This is a genomic window from uncultured Phocaeicola sp. (genome assembly GCF_948499155.1).
Taxonomy (GTDB): domain Bacteria; phylum Bacteroidota; class Bacteroidia; order Bacteroidales; family Bacteroidaceae; genus Phocaeicola; species Phocaeicola faecalis.
This window is the reverse complement of the sequence record NZ_CAOOSE010000004.1, coordinates 16,206-37,343: the sequence shown is the minus strand read 5'-3', so window position 1 is coordinate 37,343 and position 21,138 is coordinate 16,206. Positions and strand designations below refer to the sequence as shown.

Genomic DNA, 21,138 nt, shown 5'->3' with positions numbered 1-21,138 from the left:
TGTTATTGTTCGATAATGGCAATATCCGGTGCCAATTTACGGATCAACAATAATTGCTCGTCAATGGCCTTGTTGCGTTCTTCTTCCACTATCACTTCTGCACCAGGGGAGCAAAGGGACAATCGAATATTACGCCCGTCCACATCTGCAATGATTTCCACTTCAATCTCTTCTGCAGGGCGACCTTTGAAAATCGGAACAATAAGATTGAATGAGGCCGGAAGATTGGAGTTGACAACTTGGCTGTAATTGTCAGTGCGACTACCGTTGTCTTGTCGGGAGTTTTCCACTTTTGAGTCAATGCTGGCTTTGAAGTTCTTCAAGACTGTTACCAGTTCCATGTTGTATTGTGCATCCTTGAAAAAGGCACGATTCATTTTGAAGAACTTTGAAAGCTGCACCGGTTCCCATGTCTTGCTTGTGTTAATACCAAATTCAAGAAACTTGGGATAGTATTTCAACTCACCTCTTACAGTAGCTTTATTCCTACTGTCGGTTTCATTGGTGACAAGTTTAAGTGTCATTTTCTCCCGATCAACAAGAATATAGCAACGTTTCTGATTGATCTGCTCTTTTTCAGAGATTCTTTTCAAGAGAAATTCATGAACACTTCCAATTGTTCCGGCTAATTCTACCTTATCAGGCTCCAGTACCGGTAACTCATTTTCTTCGTGAAGTTCAATAACTCTAAGGGTTGCTTCGGTCACACCCGGAGCAAAGTTCACTTGCATCTTTTCGTTTTCCATGCTGTTCTACAAATTTTTAGTTCTGTTTTTAAATGATTTGGCAGGTTTGAAATGTGGAGTATAATGCTCCGCTATGACAATAGTCTCGTTTTTGTGTATGTTACGAGCAACTTTTCGTTTATAGTGTTTGGGTGACAGTGTGCCAAAACCTCTGATATAAAGAGTCTTTCCATTAGCTACTGCATCCACGGTCTCTTTCAGTGCTGCCTCTATGACAGTTCGGACTTCACAAATAGCGATACCGGTTGATTCGGCTACTTGCTTGATAAGTTCTTCTTTTCTCATGGCTTATCCCTCCGTACCAGTAGATTCAATGTCCTCGAAGACCGTTTTTTGCATCTCTTGTGCCTCCATCGGACGTTCTTTAACCAAATCGCCATTACCATTGTAATATCCGGTGGTACGGGTGCTACGATCCATAAACTTAAAGCATTCATCCGTAATTTCCTCATAACCACGTTTTATATCGGTAAGCAACGTTTTTTTACGTTCCTTTTTAGGTTTCAGTTTGTCCTTGTATGCTTGCATGAAAGCTTTCTTTTCTTCTTCCAGTGCGGCCATGTCAAGGTCAATATTTGCCAACTCCGTTTTCCGTTCACCCATTTCTTCCTCGCTGAAAGGAGAAGTATAGGTAATTCTTTCAACTGCTGCGCAATTGTCTTCCAACATTTGTCTGCGAAGCAATGGATTCTTATCTTTAAATAGTTCTTTATCCATATCATAAAGGTTTTAAGCCATATCGGGCAGAACCGACAAATGGCTGTGGGTTAGTCCTTATGTTTGCTTTGTGTATATCATCTGTACGATGATTGAATAATCGGGGTAATCCCGTTATTTTGTCATATACAACCAGTTCAGACGATACATAACAAATAAAGCCTTTCAGTCGCTCTTTCAACCATGCGTTCTGATAGGCTCTGCGTTCACGATATTCTTGGTAGCTCATTCCCTTTGGGCGAGCTGTGAGAAGGGGAGTGTAATTTCTCGCCCCCCCGATTTAGATTTACTCTTTCCCATCAATCAAATTTTTATATTGTTCTTCTGAAACGAACTTGTCGCAGTTCCCATACCAAGTACCATCATTTATCTTGTATGGCCTGACTGTTTTATCCATTTCATTCATGACACCGACTACCGCATTTTCTTTGCTATTATCATCCCATACAATAACAACATCGCCGACAGTCGGGATATATTCAGGCTGTAACTTCTCAAAATTGAAGGAGTAATGTTTTTCTTCCTTCATGGCGGCAAGCATCTTTGCCTTTTCCTCTTCCGTAGCTTTACGGAATCCCTTCATGCCTCCGATACCAGCTTCGGGTGTGAGTCTTACAAAAACTCTGTTACCTTCATCATTGGAAGGAACATAGGTGACAAGGCCGAAAGGTACTTTAATTGCCGGTAAAAAAGAGAGTGGTCTTTCTTCTCTAATTTCAGAAAGAATCATCATGCTGCCCCCTCCGCGATTCGGATTGATAATTACGTCACCGGGGATGAATGTCTCACCCTCAAATTCAAATTTACCCCCCCCCGTAACTTTTTGAGTAGGTTGCATACTTTCTTCTTTCACGATTTTTACCATGTGTCCTTCGGGCACTTCAACTGTTACTGTTCTCATTTTAATTTGATTTTAAACTGGTTATTGTATTCTATGTATTTTTCCGGGCAGGTTGTTTCTATAATTCCGTTCATTGTAGGAATACGAAACAACTTGCCGGATTTATGAAGCTCTTTTTCAAGCTGTTTTGCTTTATGTAAAGCAGCCAAAGAACGTGTTTCATTTTCGATCAGTTCTTTAGCCGCTGTGATACTGTTACTAATTTTTTCACATGAATCCATTACTTGACTTCTTCTGCGTATGGAGTATCGTCTTCCTCAAAATCGTCCGGTTTCTGACCTTGTGCCTTTTTCCAGTCTTCAAACATTTCATCATCCAACTGGCTCTCTGTTTCAAGAACTTTAATCATGGAATCTGAAATGCCGGTTTTGGGCAGGAATTTGAAAGCCCAGTTCACGATTGTTTTTCGAGCCATTTCTTCAAAGTCTGTGTCCCACGGGGATTGCTTGCCTTTCTTGACAGCCTCACTACGACTTTTTATTTCTTCAATACGTGCTTTGGGCATTGCATCGAATTTTACAACACCGGAAGTCAAGACTGCAAAATAGTAGCCTCCAAGAAGATCACCACGTTCTCCGAATACATTGGGTTTGTGGATGATAGTGCCACCGGTACCTTTTGTCATGCTGAACTCGTCATTAGCATAAACCAAATCAGAATAAATATCTTTTACAACACCGGTGCGGATCAAAATATCAACTTTACCCATGTATGAAGCTTGGAACTTCACTTTGCCTTTGTACGGTACAAGATACCCCAACCTTAGTTCAGGATTGAGCGTCAGACCGGTAAGAGAAACGTTTTTGATTGCTTCGACAAGATGATCGGGATATTGCCGGGCACAGTCAATCAAATAAGGATTATTCAACATTGCCTGCATAGCGAAATTGACTTCACGGGCAAATTGCTGTTCTGTGCCACCAGCTGCTATAAATGCCTTTTTAGGGGAGATAAAACAGCTTTCCAATCCTTTCAGTTGTACTGGAAAGGCTGGTGGGGCAGAAGGAACGGGCGGTTGTGGTGTGGAAGGTGTTGGGGAGACCGGTTCTGTTTTTGTTGGTGAAGGAGCATTGTGTTGTTCCATTCCCAAGTTCCCTTGTTGGGGGGATTGATTCTCTGTTTTACTCATTGTTCTTGATTATTATAAAAGTTAAACATCTTGTTCTTTTCAAATGCAGGTGTGTCAGGTATCATTATTCTTCGTCCTTTGAATCCCGGCTGAATAAATATCTGTGCACCGTCAAAATCATTGTTTTGTGTACAGTAAACATGCTGGTCTAACAATTTCTTGAATGCCAATGCGCTTGCCCCCATTTTCACAATTCCGTCTTCCAAATGGAAAGCCCAGTTAGCTGCACTGACAAATACTGCGTCATAGGGAGCTGTCTTTTGTTGCATAACCCAGTAGAACTCCTTCCATACTCCAGTACGTTCATGTTCAAAAAACTGGTAGAAGGCTGCCGAAATACCGTAATGAAATTTGGCGATAGTCCGGTTAACTGTTTCTTCATGAAGATCATCAACCGCCAATGTTTTCCAGTCAACAATTTTTTTGGCCGTTTCCACATCAGGGCGATATTTGAACTTGCATCCTTCGTATTCAACGAAATGGCTAACTTCGGCTTTTCCCCATTTTAATATCTGCCTGATCTGTTTGGAGGTGTCCCGACAATTATTAAGAAGCTCATAAACCATTGTTTCAACCAATTGTATATCGGTTGTGCTTGTCAACGTTTTACCCGGATTTGATTCTTTGGCCTCGATTAGTGCAATCTGATATTTTTGGGTGTCTCGTCCATACGGACAGCCAGTTTTAGGATTTATAGGTGGCTCAAATACAAGAAGATTGTTTCTCCATTTGTCAAGTGTTCCAGTATTAACAAGGCTTTCCATTGCATCATGATATAGCGAGCCTTTTTCAGAAGCTTCAATACTGATCTCAAACATTTCAGGGTGCAATGCCTTGTATCGGGCAAACTTTGGGGACACCATATAATCTTTAATCTGCGTACTACTTAGGAAATCTTTGAATTTTTCTCCCTTGTGATATTCTTCATTTGGCAGATCGTAAATTGTATCTTCTATATTACTCATATAATGAATTTAGAGTTTTACAAAAAACTCCCTACTTTCGCAAGCAAGGAGTCAATAACTAACTAAAAAAAACTTATTCATCACTTGTGGATAGTAATTTTTTGTAATTCTGTAATATGTATTCTTTTTCTTCATCTGTAAAAGAATAGGCTTTAGCCATAAATTTCATTGCCATATCCTCGTTGTGATCGGAAAGGGGATAATAGTCTGTTGCGAATTTGTAAGTAAGCCTATTCAATCGCTCATACTTAACTTTGACCCCCTTAACCCATCCGCTTATCTCCGAGATGATGCCGGACGCTTCTTGCATCTTTTCGTCATATTCCTTTTGGTCTTTTGCTGCTTGTTCTTTCATAACCTTGTTCTGTGCGGCAAAGTTTGAAATCTTAGCATATAGTTCATCCGAATAAGCCCATCCTGAAATGATGTCAAAATCAGAGTTCCCATTAAACTTGTATCTCTCACTCTTTTTAAGGAACTTGTAATCACTCCCAAGTTTATTCCAATCGTAATCAACCTTTCGCAATGACTTCGCGCTTTTCAGAATTTCAGCAACCTTAGTCGCTTCATTAATGTCAGTAAACGCAAAACCATCCAAAAGCGGAATAGAGAAGTACTGAATATCAGCAGGCTCAATTTCAAATAATTCGGGAATTTTGGGTTTATCCATGATTTTAATACCTTCCTCCATCATGTGGAGTTTAATCATTTTCTGTACATCTTCCTCCGTCAACGCAAGAATCTCTTGCTCGGTCATTTCTGTAATCCCTTTCATACTTTTAGCATTTAAAAATGTGTTCCCGTCCGCGTTCCGGTGGATTGTTGGCCGTAGCTTTTTAGCGGTGACCGCTTCTTGCGAAGCACGGGTATATATATCATTTAAAGTATCTATTCAGTTAAGAATGTATTTATAAACGCCCTACGTTTACTTTGTCATAATATAAGTTGTTTTTGATAACTTAGTGATTCGTGTGCTGCATCCTCTTGTTGGCAGTCCGTATTCACACTCTTTTCACTAATCCGCTTTGGCTACTTTGTCGGTCTATTTCGCCCTTTAGATAAGCAGTAAACCTTGTTTTAAGTCTTTATTTGTTCAGACTATACAATATGTCAAAGAACGTTTTGTTAGTTCCCGGAAAGACGGCCAAATCCGTCCGGGATTATTTTCTTTCCATGAATTTTCTCAAAGCTGATTTGGTAAAAATGAGACTCTTGCCATTTTTGGTGTGAGGAATATCATGTATTCGATTATATAAGGTTTGCAACTTCCATCCGAGAAATACAGCAGCTTGTTTGGCATTCAAATACTCTTCGGTTTCAGCAGTCGCCATTTCAGTTACAGCCTTTCTCACATCATTGCGAATAAACTTGTGCAGTTCTTCTGCAATCATTTTGGCATCTGAACGGTTCATTTCTTTATCGCTTCGATGGTTATCTGATTTTTATCTTTGTCGATGGATATTGAATATCTTTCAACGTCTTCACGGGGATCAGTAAAAGCTAATTGATAGGCGTAGCTTCTTGCATTGACGCAATCCTTGTAAGAATCCAGCTGCATTACTTTGGAAGAACCAGCTTTAATACTTAGAATATCTTTCTTTGTTACTTTCATACTATTTTCTACTTAAATTTTCCACAAAAAAATTTGCATAAAAGAAAGCTAACAACTACATTTGCCAATGAGATATGTAGTAAGTGGCTTTTGAAGTCGCCAGCTTTCTTGTTGTTCAAACTTACACTCTTTGTTTGTTTGACGTTGCAAATATACTTCATATTTTCAGAAGTACAATAAAATACTTCATAAAATTTGTAGTATATCGTATGTTATAAAACATGTTTTAATATAAGTTGCTGGTTTATAAAATGTTATACAAGTGAGGCTTGCGTAAAAAGAAAGCTTTCTGAAAAAAAAAGTAATGTCGTTCTATTAGTATTGTAATAATTGAAGAAGTAAAAGACGATCTCATTCGGTAAGGTGCTGGATTGCTGCATAGTTAGCCCTTAGACGGTTTCCCGTTTTTGCTATATGCAGCATAAGAAATGTCTCGTTCGTATAAGTACGCCGTTCTTAGCTGGCCGGGCATTAACAAGTTACCCGACTTCCCGGATTTTTCGCTTACTTGTAGCTGTGCAGGCATCCCGGTTTCGTTTGCCTCTCAATATCGCACGCCTTTCGCAGTATTGAGTTGTAAGAGTGTAACCCTCTGTCTCTCCGCTATGCGGCCTACCGCCGATTACACAATGTGGAGAAAAAGAAAATCCGCAAATAGGTAGCAGCTATTTACAGATTTCTATATATAAACTCCAAATAGGATGTTTAATCAATTTATGTGGTAATACTGCTACTATTACGGATGCAAATATACTACTTAATTTATGAAGTATGCAAGAAGTTGACGATAAAAAATTGAGTGATCTCTCAAAAAGGTTTTTGCAAGCAATTTCATATTGTGGTTTGAGTGGGTATAAATTGAAGAAAGACAATATTATATCCAGTGAATCAACTCTTACCAGTATAAAAAAAGGGATTCAGTTACCAAGTAAAAAAACAATTGATGCTTTTTGTGAGAAGTATGATGTGAGCAGAGCATGGCTATATACTGGAGAAGGTTTGTTTGCAAAGACTCCATCAGGACAGATAGAACCTTCGGAGAAGGATATTAGGGATGCTCTGAAAAATGCGAGAATGCAATCAGACTCTACGATTAGTAAAGTAGCTCCTTATCTTCAAGATATTCTTGTAAAAGTAAAATATGTTCCGATAGATGCTGCGGCTTCATTTGTCGAAAGCTTATATAACACAGCTTATGAAATTGATTCTTATGGTGTCATGCCGGAAGAAGGTGAAGTGCTTGATGATTCTTATATGGTCTTTCAAGTACGTGGTGACAGCATGGAGCCAACTATACCGGACGGAGCTAAAATTCTTGCTCGCAAAATAGAAGAAGGTTTGTGGGAAAGCGCGTCAGGAGTTGTGAGTATTGTGTATGGGAAAACACTTTCAGTCAAGCGGATATTGAAAAACAGTCTTTTCTTGGATAATGTGCTGACTTTAAAGGCTGATAACCCCAAGCATGGCCAGTTAGATGTCGAGAGAAGAGAAATAAGGGGGATGTGGCAAGCATTACGCATAATAAGTCAAAAGATTATTTGATATGGAAGAAAGGGCTATTGACAGATTACGAAAATTTGCAAGGTATGCACGTGATAAGGGAGTTGTCAAAGGTGAGAACTCGTTTGAGGCTTATTGTGAATTATCAAATAGATACATTTATAATTCCATAAGGAACGGGAAGGGGGCTATTGGAACTGATATAATAGCTCGTATTGTGGATAAGTTCCCGGAATTGAATGTGAAGTGGCTTTGTACTGGCAAAGGGAATATGATTGAGACGGATATTGATGCGAATGTCAACTACAAAGCAGCTTATGAAGGTGCGATGATGCAGATAGAAGCACTGCATAAAATTATAGAAGAAAATAAGCGGAGATGATATAAATATGATACCATTAATATATTTTTAATAAGTATTTTATTGATTATCAGTATAATAGCAAAATGTGTTAGTCCCGTACGCACCGCGAAAGTAAAGCTCTGGAATTATTGAATTTCAGAGCTTTTTCTTTTTCCCAGCTTCGGCAAAAAAAGCGGTTTCCGGCAGTTCTCACGTGGCTTATCCGTAGGACTTTTTGAAAGCTGTTTTTGCTCCCACGAATTGACGCATTTGTCTTTGATTGTCAGCTTTTGTATAAACCATAAAACGAAATGAGGTACTTATTCTATCACGTTGTGAGGAGAATGGTGATTTTCGAAAATTACGGGAATAGCCCATATAGCATCTTTATATTTCCCTTTTCCGTAATGATGCATTGCTGGCGTCCATCTTGGCATGTTTCTGATAATTTGTATCACCTCTTCATCCCACTGTGGTATTCCGCAGCTTCTTAGCGTTTTCGCTTCTTTTATCTCTCCGTATGAATCAATATGTATCTTATACACTCCTTTGGCTTTTTGCAGCTCACCTAATAAACTAGCATCATACGTGAGATTTTGGTAAATATAATTTTGAGCCGACCATCGTTTCCCATCTTGAAAGTTCGCTTGCTCTTCCCATTCCACAAAACAATGTTTTAACTCCTCTTCTGCTATGCTATCAGCTATCACCCTATCTCTATATTGTTGTGGTAAAAATGGAACATATACCGTATAAAGGCATTCTATTCGCTTACCGTTCTTATCTCGGCATGGCAAACAATGAGGAAGGTCTCGGATAAGTCTAATGACCTCCTTGTCGAAATCTTTATGAATGGTTGTTAAAATATTAATTCTACGTGGTAATCCTAATGTATCGATGGAGAACATTGCTACGGAATATCCTACTTGGTTCTTCGCTAATAAATGCTTTGGATATTTCATTTGAGAAACAAAATACTCTTCCAAATTATAACTCCATTTTGCCCATTTGGGAGCTTCTATGGTTGACAGGTCTTTAATAGGCTCTCCTGTTATTTTTGCCACGCCAAGATTCCAAATGTTCTCTTTACGCCAAATACTGTCTAAATGCGCTTCCATATTCTCACATAAAAAAACACTATCTGCTTTATTATTTTGCCCTTTTAAAGTGACGGAAGGATAGAAGCAAAGCATAAACAATATAAAAAACAGTGATGGTTTCATGTTATTATTTTTATTCAATTCTAAATTCTGCGCCCATATACCATTTTTGAGAAGAACCTTTGAAGCCTATTTCTTTGACTACTTTATAAGTCCCTGGCTTGTTGTCATTAACAATCGGACGAAGTCTTGCAGTAAACAGGTGTGCATCTCCTTGTCCTAAACCATAGCCAATGTCATTCCATGCACCGCCATCGTGAAGTAATATCCAACGGTTTCCTTCTTTACGTGCTACGTTGTATCGTTCTCCCAAAAATAAGTCTTTTGAATTTCCATTGGCTAATTCCACTGATATGGTTTCAGTTCCCACAGGATAAACGGAATGCTCGGTTTGCATAGTTATCCGCATGGTATCAGAAGATGTCGGTTGAATAAAAGGTATGCCTTGCTGTATCTTACCATGACTGACTGCCGAATAGCTTACAACTCTTTTTCTGAACATTTCTTGATAATGCGGTGTGTTATTCATTAAGCCCACAAAAATAGTATCTCCATCATCATTTTGTATCCAAGTGGAATGGATGTTTCTTGCGGTTGTGTCATTGGATATTTTTGCATTTTTACCCCAATAATCATCAATCTGTTGGCGAAGTTTTTCTACCCCTTTTTTATCTACTAACTCAAATTCAGCATAAGCTACTTTGGTATCACCATTGAATGATTTGTAGATGCGATACCTGCCTGCGCGGTTTGGCGCTTCAGCTGTGTAAAGCTCGATGGTTTGTTCATGGGTGGAGTAGCCTGATGGGAATATCCATAGAATGCTATTGACTATAGGACTGGTCGGCAATATCTCCCACACTTTTTGTTTTTCATTGTAATAAGCAAGGCTGTAGCCTTCCCCACAACTATATTCATAGTGGGAGTGATTGGTGATAATTACCTTTACTTTCGTTGTGGATAATGGGTAATAGTCATATTCTGTCTTCATGGAAAGCGAATCGGAACTGATAGCTTCTCCTGTCGGAATATCACGGGGAACGGGTTGCAGTATGGGGATTGCTTTGGATGATTTCTCTTGTTTTTCTTCCAACGAAACAGGTTCGGTTTCAGATATACTGTCTGGACACAATTCTTCTTGCTGTGGAATGCTATCTGTTTCAAATTCTTGCCCTTTTTTTGAAGTAGTGGAATGGCAAGAACTAAGTAGTATTAATGATACGAGTAATAAATGTTTCATGGTTGCTGTTATTTGAGTTTAAAAGCTACAGGAACTGTATATTTCACCTTTACCGCTTTCCCTTTTAGTGTGCCGGGTTTCCATTGAGGAAGCATTTTTATGATACGTAGTGCCTCTTTATCTAAAGAAGGCTCAACACTCCTCACAATGTTAGGTTCTATTATGTAACCGTTTTCATCTACAATAAACTGAACTGCAACCCTTCCTTGTATTCCGTCCGTTTGTGCTTTGGTTGGATATTTCATATTATCATTGATGAATTGTAACATTGCATCCATACCACCGGGAAATTCGGGCATTTGGTCGATTACATTATAGATTGGTGGGTAAACGGCTTCTTCCTCCGGGAGCAATAAAGTGTCATTCAATTGACTATAGGGATGTCTTTTGAATAGTTCAACCATATTATTTTGTAATTGAAATTCAGCCATTAAAGTGTATTCTTTACTATATCTTCTTACTGTAAGAAAAAAACGATAACTACCGGGAGTATGCCTGAATAATTCTGCATTGTAATAATATTTATCGCCTTGTATAAGTACATATTCTACGTCAAAAACGACAAGCTGCATAGGAACATCCCTCCATATTCCTTTTTCATCTTCATAAGTGTAGCTGTAGTATCCTCCAAAGCCAATATCAGTACCGCTATTATTGTGTAATACGAAAGTGATTTGTTTCTGCTTCGTGGAATAGACTGTGTATTCGGGGTACAGAGAAATCCCCAGTGTATCATTTATTCCGACTGTATTGTTTATAGGAGCTTGTGGAGTCTCTTTTTGTTTAGGCTTATTTGTACAGCCAACAACAGATGTGCAAAATGTCAATATACATAACAAAATATTCATTTTCATACGATACGTCTTTATTGAGTTACATTTATTAAACATTTAATCAGTTGGCAAGGTAAATCTTACTGGAAATGTAAATTTTACTTTTACGGGAATTTCATGTTGGCTCCCCGGTTTCCATTTAGGCATTATTGAAACTATGCGTAATGCTTCTTCACAAAAAGCATTATCAATACTTAGAACCGGATTAATGCTACGTAGAATTTTGGGTCGTATGACACTGCCGTCTTTATCTATGACAATTTGTACAATAACTCTGCCCTCTAATTTGCTCTGCAGTGCCGATTGGGGGTATCTGACATTCTGTTGTATGAATTCTATTAATTTAGGTAAACCGCCACCGGGAAATTCAGGCATATTTTGCACCACTTCAAATACATCATCTTCGTTGTCTTCCGTTATGTCCTCCCCTATGACTGGGGCATATCCGGGACCTACAGGAATGGGCTTCTTTCTCCGGGAAACCTGTTTGGACGTATATGCCTCAAACCATTTACATATTTCGTAGTAGTCCCCTTGTTCGTTATGAAGTCTTATTTTTAACAAGTAATCTCCAGTAGGGCAATTCTTTGGTAAATCAACTTTCACTTCTCGTGCCTTCCCTTTTTCAAACATCAAGGCAACAGACTCTTTATAAACAGGTTCGTTTTGAGATATTTTATGCAATTTCCCTTGCCGGTCTTCACGATAGAACACTGCCTCGTCGTAAGTCAGTTCAAATTTAGGATTATCAATAGAAATATAAACCTTCCCTTTGAAAATACTTGTATTGTTATATAAAATGTCTTCGGTTTTTTCACGGCACATCTGATTGATGTGTTTATTAAAATAGATTTTAGTTATTCCTTCATTTTCATCTATTAGAAATCCCCAATGTATATTAGAAGCCACTTTCGTATCAGTAAGAGAAAGGGCGGAATTTGCATTGCTACTAGTAATTCTAAAAGTAACAGGAAAATGATATTTCACTCTTATTGTTTTCCCATGATATTTACCCGGTTTCCATTTAGGCATTGATTGGATAATCCGTAATGCTTCCTTGTCCAAAAGAGAATCTACACCATAAATGATAGATGGTTGAATAATAGAGCCATCTGTGTCTATTATAGCTTGTACAATGGCTCTTCCTTGTTTTCCTGTTTTGTAAGCATTTGATGGATATTGAATACTATTCTGTATATATGTTATAAGTTCATGCATTCCACCTGGATATTCGGGCTTTTCTGTTAGTGCTAAATAAATTTCTTTTGCGTCTTTTATTTTAGGTAATAAATATGGAAACAAAACAATAGTAGTGTCTATTACAATGGCTTTCAATGTATCATTAATCTCTATACCGTTATGTATGAGTGCTTGCGGAACTTTTTCTTGTTTAGACTTGTTTGCACATCCTATCAGTAACAAACACAATAAGCATAAATTTATCGCTTTCATAGTTCGGACTATTTATAGAGTGAAACAATGCATCTACAAAAATAATAAAAGTGCAACTCATTAACAATCAAAATTGCACTTTTATTTCCGTAAATCATTCAGTCAAACCATTTTCTGATAGAGGCTTTCAAGTAGAAATGCTCTTATTGCAAAACATAGCTTGCACATTAGGGTGTTTCTACATTCCCAACCCCCTTCTTGGTTCTTCTTTTTGGGTGTTGCTTACACTCAGTTTTTCTTTGAGTTCTTGGAATTTCATCTCGAACCATTCAAGAAGTGACATCCCGTCAATGTGCACGGAGCATGACACTATGACATATATACGTGCAGGCTCATGCGTACGTACGTGTAGCCCGATGCGTACGTACGTGTAGGCTTACGCGTATATACGTGTAAGCTGATGCCACCGTATGTGTTGAAGTGTACTGGACTGATGCATGCCTACGTGCACATAAAAAACAGGTTGAAGTGCACATAAAAAACAGGTAGCTCACACTGAATGCAGTAAAAAGACCTTGAACTTTTCAGAAAAGCTCGGTATCTTTTCAGAAAAGCTCGGCATCTTTTTAAAAAAGGTCGTTGTGTTTTCAGAAAAGCTCGGCATCTTTTTAATAAAGCTCGGCATCTTTTTCACGTAGGGGCAGATGGAATCATCCCCTCACTAAGCCGGTCATCCCTTCTTTTCCGGCCATCTTCTTTTCCGTTCATCCCTTCTTTCCGTTCATCCTTACATTTTAATTAAAGCGCCCAGATTATCAATCGGTTAAGAATGACAGAGCACCCCCTCATCCTCGTTTCAGCCGCGTTTACCAAGTTTCTCCAAATCTGCCTTCAGCATTCACACACTATCAAAAAAAGTCTTACAGATGAAAGGAGGCTGAAAAGACAACACAAGATGTCCATTCATTGCCGCAATGCCTACCAACAGGGCGTTTCAGCGGTAAATGAAAGGAAGAGACCGATTTTTGATTCCGGAGTGAAAAACCACACCCAATACTTGCCACAGACTTTTGTCGCTGATTCATAAAATGAGAAAATCAAAACAGTTTCTTAATTAGGAAACATTTTAGTTGTATCTTCTATTCTTTTTCTCTTACTTTGTAAACTAGCACACCAGTATTGTTACGTTTATATATTTGAAAATCAAAATTAACATGAAAAGAAATATATTATTCATGTTCTTTTTACTGCCTTTTATCGCTATGGGTCAAACGTACAAGTACATAGGGATAGAAGACGGATTGAGCAACCGAAGAATATTCAATATTCAGAAAGACTCAAAAGGATATATGTGGTTTCTTACTAACGAGGGAATGGACCGCTATAATGGTAAAGAAATAAAGCACTATAAATTAGCTGACGAAGAAAATAAGGGAGATGCACAAATTCGCCTTGCATGGCTGTTCCGAGAGAAAGAAGACTTATGGATTGTAGGCAAAACCGGAAGAATATTTGAATACCAACATCAATTTGACAGGTTTACACTCACTTATAAACCGGCCAACTTATCCCAGTCTGTCCCATACAGCTATTTAGACAACCAAGGCAATGTATGGCTATGTGGCAAAGATTCCATTACATTATATAATACGCAGAGTAATCAAGTCGCACGTATTTTCAACCCGCTGCGCAGCAACATTACCTCTATGGTGCAGTCGGACAATGCCCATTTCTTTATTGCGACAGAGAAGGGGCTACGCTATTGTAGTATGGATGACAATGAGCTACAGCCAATTCCCATCCTGCCATTGGATGAGATTAAAGGTCAAATCAGCAAGCTTTATTATCACAAAGCGTTGAAGCGGCTGTTTATCGGCACATTCGAGAATGGCATCTTTGCCTATGATTTGCCCACGCGCCAAATTCTTCATCCTGAAACAGATTTGAGCGATGTCAATATTACCCAAATCAGCCCCCTGAACGAAAATGAACTTTTAATCGCTACCGAAGGCATGGGTGTTTACAAGATTCAGGCCAACAGTGGTGTGATACAGCCTTATCTCACCGCCAACTATGAAAGTAACAACGAGATGATGGGAAACATTATCAATGATATCTATGTGGATGAGCAAAAGAGAATATGGCTTGCCAATTATCCTACGGGAATCACCATCGTGGACAGCCGCTATCAAAACTACCACTGGATAAAACATTCCATGGGCAATAGGCAATCTCTGATTAACGACCATGTGCATACTGTAATCGAAGATAGTGAAGGCGATTTATGGTTTGGCACCAGCAACGGCATCAGCCTTTACAACACCAAGACGCGCCAATGGCATTCATTCCTGAGTTCTTTTGACAAACAGCTCAAAGATAAAAACCATATATTCATTGCTTTGTGCGAAGTTACTCCCGGAGTGATTTGGGCAGGAGGATACACCTCCGGTATTTACAAAATCAACAAGAAAGCACTTTCCGTAGAGTACTTCTCCCCTTTTCTGCTAACCCCTTTCAATATGCGTCCCGACAAATACATCAGGGATATGATAAAAGATTCGGAAGGAAATATCTGGTCCGGAGGGTATTACAATCTAAAATGCTTTGACCTAAAAAACAACAAGGTACAATTATACCCCGGTGTAAATTCAATTACATCTATCAGAGAAAAAGACAATGACCACATGTGGATTGGTACTGCCACCGGCCTGTATCTGCTGGACAAAAACACAAGCCAATATAAATATATCGAAATTCCCGGGGAGTCCACTTACATCAATACTCTTTATCAGGCTTCCAACGGATTATTGTATATCGGCACCAATGGCTCCGGTGTAATAATTTATAATCCCGACAAAAATACCTTCCAACAATTCCATACAGGTAATTGCGCACTACTCACCAATAGCATCTTCACCATATTGCCCGAAGCAGATGGAAATATCATAATGAGTACGGAAAACGGTATCACCTGCTTTTCCACCAAAGACAAGTTATTCTACAATTGGACCAAAGAGCAAGGACTAATGTCTGCCAATTTCAATGCTTCTGCCGGTGTATTGCTCAAAGACAAAGGATTTATATTTGGCAGCATCGACGGTGCCATCGAGTTTCCCAAGAATATCAAATTTCCCCATTATCACTTTTCCAAAATCATTCTAAGTGATTTCCAATTGTCCTATCAGCCTGTCTTCCCCGGTGAAGAAAATTCTCCCTTGACAGAGGATATCGACGATACAAAAGTATTGCGTCTTACTCACAATCAGAATACTTTCTCACTGAAGGTGTCGACCATCAACTACGACTTTCCTTCCAATGTGCTCTACAGTTGGAAACTGGAAGGCTTCTATACTGCATGGAGCCCCCCAAGGACAGAAAACATGATTCGTTTTACCAATCTGAAACCCGGAAAATACAAACTGCATATCCGTGCTGTGTCTAAAGAGGAACAGAATGTCATATTCGAAGAACGCACCATCGATGTCATCATCGCACATCCGGCATGGCTCAGCTTCTGGGCTATACTATGCTATATAGTGCTGGGAATACTCTTGCTTTTTATCATTACCAGGATTATCTATCTGAGAAAACAGAAAAAGATTTCAGATGAAAGAACCCAATTCTTCATCAATACGGCACATGATTTGCGCACGCCGCTAACTCTGATTAAAGCCCCATTGGAAGAGCTGAGTGACAAAGAACAATTGACCCCAAGCGGACTCAACAGCATGAAGACTGCTCTGAAAAATGTGGACGCCCTACTACGTTTGACCACCAATCTAATCAATTTTGAACATACCGAAGTTTATTCCCCAAAGCTATACATAGCCGAGTTTGAACTGAATGCTTATATGCAAAACCTGTGCAATAGTTTCTATTCTTATTCGGTCACAAAGAATATAGACTTTACTTACGAAAGCAATTTCAAGGAAATGAAAGTATGGTTTGATAAAGAAAAGATGGATTCCATTTTGAAGAATATCATATCTAATGCCTTGAAATACACTCCCGATGACGGCCATGTAAGTGTCTGCGTCACCGATAACAAAGACACCTGGAAAGTCAAGGTTACAGATACGGGAATTGGCATTCCTACCGAAGAAAAAAAGAAAATATTCAAACTACACTTCCGTGGCAGCAATGCTGTCAACTCCAAAATAACAGGCAGCGGAATCGGTCTGATGCTGGTATGGAAATTAGTCAAGCTTCATGGAGGGAAAATCAATATCGAAAGCACCGAGCACCAGGGAACAGTCATCAGGCTTATTTTCCATAAAGGTTACGAGCATCTGCATCATTACAGCATCGTAGAGCCGAATCAGGAACTGCCGGTAAAAGAAGTTATCGAACAAGAGACAGCGGCAGAAACGCCCGAAGAACTAGAGGAAATGATTGGAGTCGCACTATTGCAACGCGTGCTCATCGTAGAAGATAATGATGAATTGCGCAGCTATCTCACCACATCGCTTTCGGGAGCTTATACCGTGCAGGCTTGCAGCAACGGAAAAGAAGCGCTGATTATCATCAAAGAATTTTGGCCTGACTTGATTCTTTCTGACATTATGATGCCCGAAATGCGCGGAGACGAGTTATGCGCAGCCATTAAAACAAATATTGAGACATCACATATTCCTATCGTATTACTCACAGCATTGAATGATGAAAAGACTATTCTAGGCGGACTGGCAACCGGTGCAGACGCTTATATCACCAAACCATTCAGCATCAAAATGCTAAAGGCAAGACTGTCCAATATACTGTCAAACAGAGCATTGCTACAACAGAAATATGCGATGCCCACTAAACTCGGTGCTGAGAAACCCGAATTGCTGCCGGCCGGAGCCAACGCACTCGACTGGAAGTTCATCACCGACGTAAAGAACAATATTAAAAATAATATTGATAATACAGACTTCACCGTAGATGCCTTATGCTCATTACATAACATGAGCCGCACTAGTTTCTATAACAAACTGAAAGCATTGACCGGACAGCCTCCCGCCGACTATATCAAAGAGTTCCGCCTGAATATGGCTGCGCAATTATTACAGGAAAAAAAGTATTCGATTACGGAAGTAGCAGAAATGACAGGATTCTGCGACAGCAAATATTTCAGAGAAGTATTTAAGAAACGCTTCAATGTAAGTCCCAGCAAATATGGAAAAGAGGATAAAGAATAAACATGAGATAGGAATGAAAAGCAGGAATGGGAGTCTATATTATGAGGGTGTCAAAACTCTCATACCACCCCCGCCACAAGTCGTTGTAGCGAGGGTGATTCGATAAAAGGGAAGTTTCGACACACCCTCACCAAACTTAAAAGAGCCGTATCCAACTCTGTCTCGAGTAATGATACGGCTCTTTCTCTTGCTTTTTAGGATGCTCAAGTTTCAGATTAAAAGTTCTTCTTTGGTTTAACTTAGTTTTGACACCCTAGTCAGGCAATAGTATAAAGCTTTCCGAACAAGGACTGAGGTCTTAAAAAAGTCTTCTTAGCCTTCTTCTATTTCGCTCAGCTCCAACCAACGCATGGACTTTTCGTCAATCAAATCATTCAGTTCCGGCAACCGTTTCGATTTCTCAGTCAGTTCCTCCACACTCAAGGTTCCACTGCAAAGGGCAACTTCTATATCCGCTTTTTCCTGCTCCAGTTGGCCTATTTCCTTTTCCAACTGCTCGTACTCCTTCTTTTCCTTGAAAGTCATACGGCGTTTGTCATTCAACCGTACACGTGCCGTTTTTTCTTCTTTCGGCTTCTCGGCTTCCTTCTCACGTTGCTCTTTCACTTCGCGCCAGTCACGGTAATCAGAATAGTTGCCGGGAAAATCACGGATATCGCCTTGTCCCTTGAACACCAGTAAATGGTCTACCACCTTATCCATAAAGTAACGGTCATGACTCACCACAATCACACAGCCCTTAAAGTTCTGAAGATACTCTTCCAACACCTGCAAAGTAATAATATCCAAGTCATTGGTTGGCTCGTCCAGTACCAGAAAGTTAGGATTACGCATTAATACCGTACAGAGATAAAGCCGGCGCCGCTCTCCCCCACTCAACTTATACACATAGCTGTGCTGCGTTTCAGGTGTAAAAAGAAAATGCTGAAGAAACTGCGAAGCGGTAAGGCGCTTACCATTGCCCAGTTCAATTACTTCGGCAATATCCTGCACCACATCTATCACCTTCATCTGTTCATCAAATTGTAAGCCATCCTGCGAATAATATCCGAAACGCACCGTTTCGCCAATATCTATCGTGCCGCTGTCCGGTTTCTGCTCGCCCATCAGAATCTTGATAAAGGTAGATTTTCCCGTACCGTTATTTCCCACAATCCCCATCTTCTCGTATCGGGCAAAGATGTAAGAGAAATCGTCCAGAATCTTTAAATCACCAAAACTTTTGTAAAGATGATCGGCTTCAAAAATTTTCGACCCGATATAAGACGCCTTCATTTCCAGTTTCACATTACCGTCATTGAAGCGCTGCTTTGCCACCTTCTCCAGTTCATAGAAAGCCTCCTCGCGATAACGGGCTTTGTGTCCGCGTGCCTGTGGCATACGGCGCATCCATTCCAATTCCGTACGATATAAATTATTGGCACGGGCTATTTCGGCATTTGTCGCTTCAATGCGCTCTTGGCGTTTTTCCAGATAATAACTGTAGTTGCCTTTATAAGAATAGACCTGCTTATTGTCTATTTCGATAATTTCAGAGCAGACACGGTCAAGGAAATACCGGTCGTGAGTCACCATCAGAAGACTGATATTGCCACGTCTCAGAAAATCTTCCAACCACTCCGTCATATCAAGGTCAAGATGATTGGTAGGCTCATCCAAAATCAGGAAATCAGGCTCCGTGATAAGCACATTCGCCAACGCGACCCGTTTGAGCTGTCCTCCCGAGAGATGTTTCACCTGCTGATTGAAATCACGGATTTTCAGTTGCGAAAGAATCTGTTTGGCCTTTCGTTCATAATCCCATGCCTTTTCATGTTCCATGCGTGCCAACAGGTCCTCCAATCCCGGATTGCCTTCGGTCTCCATGCACCTTTCATATTCCTTGATAAGCTGCACGGTCGTGTTACCGTGATGGAAACACGCCTCAAGCACGGTCAGCTCTTCAGGGTAGTGAGGGTCCTGTTCCAAATAGCCCACACGCAGGTCACGGCGAAACACAATACTGCCCTCATCATAACCTTCCTTTCCGGCTATAATATTCAACAATGTAGTCTTGCCGCTGCCGTTCTTGGCTATCAGCCCGATACGCTGTCCTTCAGCGACCCCCAAAGAGATTTGATTAAATAAGACTAAATCACCAAACGATTTTGTAAGTCCGTCTATCTGTAAATATGGAACCATTCTCTTTTAATTAATATCATCCAGCACAGCTTCCGCTTCGCGCTTAATTTTCTTAAATTCAGCCTTCAAATCACAAGGCAAGTTCTTCTTCGCTTTGTCCCACACCATAGCGGCAGGATTAATCAGCATATCGGAATTCATAAACTGTAGAGCCGGATATTCTTCCTTTCCATCTATCACAGTCACCCATTCCATGCCCTCCATCTCATTGACCAATATTGTGCCGAAAGCTACACCGAAGTTTTCCCAAGCCATACGCTGCTGAGGTTGGAAACGTCCGCTGTCCATTACCTCCTGAATCTTCTCGATATCTTCTTCCTGCGAAGAGAAGTCTTTTGTAAGCTGCTTCTTTATCGTATTTGAAGCCCATTCATAAGCACTGTTCACCTCGCCTATTTCAAGCACGCGGATAGGAATAACCTCTTTCGGATAAACCTTATTTTCACGGCGTACTTCTATGCTGCCGATTATATTATCGGCAACAGTCTTATCACCGCCCTTAGCCGTCGTAAAAGAACATTCCAGGCATATATCACGACAATCGATTACCCAAAAATGAGAAGTGTACCAAGCGCCTTCTTCCTGAAAGGTATCCACACTGTAAGACGCTTGCGCCCCTCTTATCAGGGTCAACTTAGCAGCCGGATTTTCTTTCAATTCATATCTGACACATTCTGTTCCATAGTTTGCGTCAGCACCTTTATAAGCCGAGATGCGGAAGTTACCACTCCACTTGTAGGGGTCGTAAAACAAAAAACTCTCTTCTGTATCTTCAAACTCGCGCCAGCCCGCAGGATATTCCAGCGAGAACCAGCCGCCGGGAGCAATGTATTTCATAGTCTCTATCTTTTTATATTCATTTATCTTACCGGTAATATTTCAATCCAATAATCATCCGGATCATTGATGAAGTATAGCCCCATCTCTGTATTTTCATAACATACGCACCCCATTTCTTTATGGAATTTACGCACTTCGTCATAATCTCCTTCTACACGCAGACAAAGGTGGCTTTCATTTTCGCCCAGTTCATAAGGCTGCGGATGGTCACGTAACCAGGTCAGCTCCAACAAGAAGTTGCTATGGTCATCAGCCATATACACCAGAATAAAAGAACCGTCGGCAGCTACTTTGCGGTTGGCTTCGTGTAGTCCCAATGCCGTTTCATAGAACCGGATGCTTTGTTCCAGATTCGTTACATCAATATTAAAATGGTCAAATCTTCCTTTTACTTTCATA

21 protein-coding genes are annotated in these 21,138 nt (G+C 40.0%); 3 read left to right on the top strand and 18 right to left on the bottom strand.

Going from position 1 to position 21,138, the window contains the following annotated elements:
* Nucleotides 1-2: 2 nt before the first annotated feature.
* From QYT14_RS04555 to QYT14_RS04505, 11 genes are all read right to left on the bottom strand, one after another.
* On the bottom strand, nt 3-746 hold the full coding sequence (locus QYT14_RS04555) for a hypothetical protein (protein WP_007846642.1): 744 nt from the start codon (nt 744-746) through the stop codon (nt 3-5).
* Nucleotides 747-752: 6 nt separating this feature from the next.
* Entirely contained in the window at nt 753-1,031 is a 279-nt protein-coding gene (locus QYT14_RS04550) for an HU family DNA-binding protein (protein WP_009132287.1), read from the bottom strand.
* A gap of 3 nt (nt 1,032-1,034) precedes the next feature.
* Nucleotides 1,035-1,463, bottom strand: coding sequence for a hypothetical protein (locus tag QYT14_RS04545; protein WP_008673371.1), 429 nt, complete (start codon nt 1,461-1,463; stop codon nt 1,035-1,037).
* A gap of 1 nt (nt 1,464) precedes the next feature.
* Nucleotides 1,465-1,692, bottom strand: a complete 228-nt coding sequence (locus QYT14_RS04540) for a hypothetical protein (RefSeq protein WP_117928592.1) — start codon at nt 1,690-1,692, stop codon at nt 1,465-1,467.
* Between the two features lie 57 nt (nt 1,693-1,749).
* Complete coding sequence (locus QYT14_RS04535) at nt 1,750-2,364, bottom strand: hypothetical protein (RefSeq protein WP_289307339.1); 615 nt, start codon at nt 2,362-2,364, stop codon at nt 1,750-1,752.
* On the bottom strand, nt 2,361-2,585 hold the full coding sequence (locus QYT14_RS04530) for a hypothetical protein (protein ID WP_004326701.1): 225 nt from the start codon (nt 2,583-2,585) through the stop codon (nt 2,361-2,363). The genes QYT14_RS04535 and QYT14_RS04530 overlap by 4 nt, the downstream gene beginning before the upstream one ends.
* Complete coding sequence (locus tag QYT14_RS04525; RefSeq protein WP_004326700.1) at nt 2,585-3,493, bottom strand: recombinase RecT; 909 nt, start codon at nt 3,491-3,493, stop codon at nt 2,585-2,587. The genes QYT14_RS04530 and QYT14_RS04525 overlap by 1 nt, the downstream gene beginning before the upstream one ends.
* A complete protein-coding gene (locus tag QYT14_RS04520; protein WP_130056669.1) occupies nt 3,490-4,458 on the bottom strand; it encodes a PD-(D/E)XK nuclease-like domain-containing protein in 969 nt (322 codons plus the stop codon). The genes QYT14_RS04525 and QYT14_RS04520 overlap by 4 nt, the downstream gene beginning before the upstream one ends.
* A gap of 73 nt (nt 4,459-4,531) precedes the next feature.
* Nucleotides 4,532-5,233 carry a hypothetical protein gene (locus QYT14_RS04515; protein ID WP_289307035.1) on the bottom strand — a complete coding sequence of 234 codons (702 nt, stop codon included), beginning with the start codon at nt 5,231-5,233 and terminating at the stop codon, nt 4,532-4,534.
* Nucleotides 5,234-5,618: 385 nt separating this feature from the next.
* Nucleotides 5,619-5,870 (bottom strand): helix-turn-helix domain-containing protein, encoded by a 252-nt coding sequence (locus tag QYT14_RS04510; protein WP_004326697.1) that lies wholly within the window; start codon nt 5,868-5,870, stop codon nt 5,619-5,621.
* Entirely contained in the window at nt 5,867-6,070 is a 204-nt protein-coding gene (locus QYT14_RS04505; protein ID WP_004326696.1) for a hypothetical protein, read from the bottom strand. Before QYT14_RS04505 ends, QYT14_RS04510 begins: the two co-directional genes overlap by 4 nt.
* A 771-nt stretch (nt 6,071-6,841) precedes the next feature.
* Here QYT14_RS04505 and QYT14_RS04500 point away from each other — a divergent pair.
* Together QYT14_RS04500 and QYT14_RS04495 are read left to right on the top strand one after the other, a co-directional pair.
* A complete protein-coding gene (locus QYT14_RS04500; protein WP_004326695.1) occupies nt 6,842-7,612 on the top strand; it encodes a LexA family transcriptional regulator in 771 nt (256 codons plus the stop codon).
* A 1-nt stretch (nt 7,613) separates the two neighbouring features.
* Nucleotides 7,614-7,952 carry a hypothetical protein gene (locus QYT14_RS04495; RefSeq protein WP_004326694.1) on the top strand — a complete coding sequence of 113 codons (339 nt, stop codon included), beginning with the start codon at nt 7,614-7,616 and terminating at the stop codon, nt 7,950-7,952.
* 281 nt (nt 7,953-8,233) lie between these two features.
* Here QYT14_RS04495 and QYT14_RS04490 read toward each other — a convergent pair whose 3' ends face one another.
* The 4 genes from QYT14_RS04490 to QYT14_RS04475 are packed head-to-tail and all read right to left on the bottom strand — an operon-like array spanning nt 8,234 to nt 12,598.
* A complete protein-coding gene (locus tag QYT14_RS04490) occupies nt 8,234-9,136 on the bottom strand; it encodes an energy transducer TonB (RefSeq protein WP_288324188.1) in 903 nt (300 codons plus the stop codon).
* A 10-nt stretch (nt 9,137-9,146) separates the two neighbouring features.
* The gene (locus QYT14_RS04485) at nt 9,147-10,313 is read right to left on the bottom strand and encodes an immunoglobulin-like domain-containing protein (protein ID WP_288324187.1); all 1,167 of its coding nucleotides are present in this window, start codon (nt 10,311-10,313) and stop codon (nt 9,147-9,149) included.
* Between the two features lie 8 nt (nt 10,314-10,321).
* The gene (locus tag QYT14_RS04480; protein ID WP_288324186.1) at nt 10,322-11,167 is read right to left on the bottom strand and encodes an energy transducer TonB; all 846 of its coding nucleotides are present in this window, start codon (nt 11,165-11,167) and stop codon (nt 10,322-10,324) included.
* A gap of 36 nt (nt 11,168-11,203) precedes the next feature.
* Nucleotides 11,204-12,598 carry an energy transducer TonB gene (locus QYT14_RS04475; protein ID WP_288324185.1) on the bottom strand — a complete coding sequence of 465 codons (1,395 nt, stop codon included), beginning with the start codon at nt 12,596-12,598 and terminating at the stop codon, nt 11,204-11,206.
* Nucleotides 12,599-13,752: 1,154 nt separating this feature from the next.
* Here QYT14_RS04475 and QYT14_RS04470 point away from each other — a divergent pair.
* The gene (locus QYT14_RS04470; RefSeq protein WP_288324184.1) at nt 13,753-17,718 is read left to right on the top strand and encodes a two-component regulator propeller domain-containing protein; all 3,966 of its coding nucleotides are present in this window, start codon (nt 13,753-13,755) and stop codon (nt 17,716-17,718) included.
* Between the two features lie 312 nt (nt 17,719-18,030).
* Here the strand turns inward: QYT14_RS04470 and abc-f are convergent, their stop codons facing one another.
* Genes abc-f through QYT14_RS04455 form a run of 3 tightly spaced genes read right to left on the bottom strand, consistent with a single transcriptional unit; the run spans nt 18,031 to nt 21,137 of the window.
* Nucleotides 18,031-19,899, bottom strand: a complete 1,869-nt coding sequence (gene abc-f, locus QYT14_RS04465) for a ribosomal protection-like ABC-F family protein (RefSeq protein WP_288324183.1) — start codon at nt 19,897-19,899, stop codon at nt 18,031-18,033.
* A 6-nt stretch (nt 19,900-19,905) separates the two neighbouring features.
* Nucleotides 19,906-20,736 carry a DUF3805 domain-containing protein gene (locus QYT14_RS04460; RefSeq protein WP_237037918.1) on the bottom strand — a complete coding sequence of 277 codons (831 nt, stop codon included), beginning with the start codon at nt 20,734-20,736 and terminating at the stop codon, nt 19,906-19,908.
* A 23-nt stretch (nt 20,737-20,759) separates the two neighbouring features.
* Nucleotides 20,760-21,137, bottom strand: coding sequence for a VOC family protein (locus QYT14_RS04455; protein WP_237037919.1), 378 nt, complete (start codon nt 21,135-21,137; stop codon nt 20,760-20,762).
* Nucleotide 21,138 lies beyond the last annotated feature (1 nt).